This window comes from Polynucleobacter alcilacus, from assembly GCF_018881545.1.
GTDB lineage: Bacteria > Pseudomonadota > Gammaproteobacteria > Burkholderiales > Burkholderiaceae > Polynucleobacter > Polynucleobacter alcilacus.
In genome coordinates, this window is record NZ_JACVQD010000005.1 from 1 (window position 1) to 308 (window position 308).

1 protein-coding gene is annotated in these 308 nt (G+C 46.4%); it reads right to left on the bottom strand.

The window, feature by feature from the left end; translation table 11 throughout:
* Positions 1–308, bottom strand: a 308-nt coding sequence (locus ICN45_RS10330) for a hypothetical protein (protein ID WP_216175724.1), incomplete at both ends; no start/stop codon positions are given.

A 308-nucleotide genomic window follows, 5' to 3' on the forward strand; every position in this document is an offset into this window, starting at 1 on the left:
GACCGCATCAACGTGTAATTTCTCTAAATCTTTTAAGCTGTTATTAAGGTGGGTGCTATGGGCATCGACCGTGACATGGTTACCTTCTACAAACGAGAGGCCAGCATCGAGTAAGGCGTGGGCATTGTCATCAGACAGGTGAACTGTGTGAGCAGCATCATTGTTACCTACATTGAGCTCTACTTCATCAATACCGTTATCACGTAAGGTGCTAGTTGCTGCGCCTAAGCTGGCAAGTGAAGCGCCATTAAAGTCAGTGCCATTAAATAAGCTATCTAGGCTGGTGTGATGTGCGCTAGCCAGATCAT